Source organism: Mesorhizobium sp. M7A.F.Ca.US.007.01.2.1 (assembly GCF_003998165.1).
Taxonomy (GTDB): domain Bacteria; phylum Pseudomonadota; class Alphaproteobacteria; order Rhizobiales; family Rhizobiaceae; genus Mesorhizobium; species Mesorhizobium ciceri.
In genome coordinates, this window is sequence record NZ_RZQP01000427.1 from 1 (window position 1) to 2,227 (window position 2,227).

Here is a 2,227-nt window from a genome sequence, read left to right on the forward strand (position 1 = left end):
GAAATATTGAGGCAGCCTATCGTCTGGGCGATCGGCATGTGAAGAGTTCGCCGCCAGACTATGCGGACGCCGCAACATGGTACCGACGGGCGGCAAATGCCGGCCATCAGGCTGCTGCCCGTGCGTTGGCATCGCTTTATCTTTCCGGAAACGGAGTCGCACGGGACGTCGAAGAGGGAGCGCGCTGGCTGCGTACGTCCGCAAATGCGGGAAATCAGCAAGCGCAGGTCGACTTTGCCAATCTGGTTATCGAAGGAGCAGGCGAGCCTGGCGACCGCGCCAGCATCGCTGGATGGTTCGAGGCGACCGCCTCATCGGGCGATCTGATTGCAGCGTTCAACCTCGGCCTCTGCTTTGCCGAGGGCGTCGGCGTGCGAAAGGACGAGGAGCAAGCTGCCCGATGGGTGAGGCGGGCAGCCGAAGGCGTGGCCGATGCGCAATATGCCTACGCGCGAATGCTTCAGGATGGGCGCGGCGTGGCTGCCGATCTGAAACAAGCCCGTTGCTGGTTTGAGCGGGCGGCCAATGCTGGCATGGTCGACGCGCAGGTGGCGTTTGCCGAAATGCTTCTCAACGGACGTGGCGGCGCCTGTTTGCCTCAGGCTGCCGCGCAGTGGTTCAAGCGGGCAGCCGCAGCCGGGCACGCCGGGGCTATGTTTGCGATCGGTGCCCAGTACGCGAATGGCCAAGGTCTGTCCTTCGACCCGGTCGCAGCGCAGAAATGGTTCGCGGCCGCCGCCGAGCGGGGACATGGCTATGCCCAACTCATGCTCGGGGGCTATCTCTGCAATGGTCGTGCCGGGGAACACAACCCGGTAGCAGGCCGCCTTTGGCTCGAGCGAGCATTTGCGCAGGGTGTTCAGGAAGCGGCGAATGAACTCTCATAGTTTGCCTCGAAGGCTGGCTCTGCGGGGGCCATAGGTCTGGTGGAAGAGCTACGCTCTGTTTAGGATCCGAGCACCGAGCGCCAATTATCGCTCCTGATTGTGGTCCTTAAATTGGGCCGAGCGGACTCGCCGCTGCAGCGGGACGCCAAGGACGGTGTCGTTTATGCAACCGCGAAGAGATCGCGCCAAGAAACCGAGATTGAATTGGCCGGCGCCTGGCCGGCGGACGCCAGTCGGGATAGGGAGCGGGCCACACGGAACAGATCCGCCGCCGGAAAGTGGATGCTGCCCGGAAAAGCCCGTCCTCGATCTTGCCCGATGGCCGCTACCGGGGAGCAAGATTGCTTGCCATCGCATGCCGGGACGTCTCAACCGTCGACATATTCCTGCTCGAATCCAGCAAACTTAGTCAGGCCCTGCTGATCGAGCACACGAACGTGGCCCTGCCGAAATTCGAGAAACTTGCGCTCGCGCAGTTCCCGCAGCATCCGGTTGACATGAATGGGAGTGAGTCCCAGTGCGTCCGCCAGATCGTACTGGGTGAGAGGGCATTCATAGCTGTTGCGCGTGACAGAGCCGATTCGTTCCAGACGCGTCATCAGTTCGAGGAAGAGATGCGCCGTCCGCGCCAAGGCGCTGCGTCGTCCCACATTGGTGAGATGTTGAGCGACAACCGCTGCATTGTGCACGAGGGTTTCGAGAACAAGGGAGAACAGATGGGGCGACTGCATGGCCGCAACGGCAAATGTCTTGGTCGAAGCCACCAGAACTGAAATTTCGGTTTGAGCCACAAACGTTTCAAGAGCCCTGCCCGAGTAGGACTGAGGTAGGACGATGTCGCCTTTCAGTGCAAAATCTAGAATCTGTCGCTGCCCGCCGGCAAGTTCATGAGAAATGCACCCCCAGCCCGACTCGACAATGAACATGCGATCGCAATCCTCGCCCTGATTGACGATGACCGTCTCCGCCAGATAGCGCTTCGGCGTGAATCCCAGCCTTTTGATCAGCGCCGTATCGTCCTCATACGACAGGCGTTTTTCATTCCCGCGCAAAAATGGATGTGGCGTCATTCAGAAGCAACCCCGCCCAACTACTGCCCGAACTACCTCCCTCGCATACACCGTACATTAAAATTGATGTGAAGAATATGCTCCAATGCACTATCGATGACGTGGCAACGGCAGTTTTGGTTGAAGATAACAAGTTTTTCCCGGTCGGCCGATGGCGACAGGTTAAGTCTTATTTCTCTTGAAATTTTCCCGCATGGAATCGACTATTTCGCTGGCGACGAGGCAGCTGCGATTGTCCGCTTGCTCGGCGGCATTTCGTAACGTCATCGA

At 59.4% G+C, this 2,227-nt stretch carries 2 protein-coding genes; one reads left to right on the forward strand and one right to left on the reverse strand.

Going from position 1 to position 2,227, the window contains the following annotated elements:
* A partial coding sequence (locus EN949_RS34675) for a tetratricopeptide repeat protein (protein ID WP_164782658.1) occupies positions 1 to 887 on the forward strand: 887 nt, incomplete at its 5' end.
* A 368-nt stretch (positions 888 to 1,255) separates the two neighbouring features.
* On the opposite strand, the gene EN949_RS34680 is transcribed toward EN949_RS34675, so the two are convergent.
* The gene (locus EN949_RS34680; RefSeq protein ID WP_024505426.1) at positions 1,256 to 1,957 is read right to left on the reverse strand and encodes a Crp/Fnr family transcriptional regulator; all 702 of its coding nucleotides are present in this window, start codon (positions 1,955 to 1,957) and stop codon (positions 1,256 to 1,258) included.
* Positions 1,958 to 2,227: the final 270 nt, after the last annotated feature.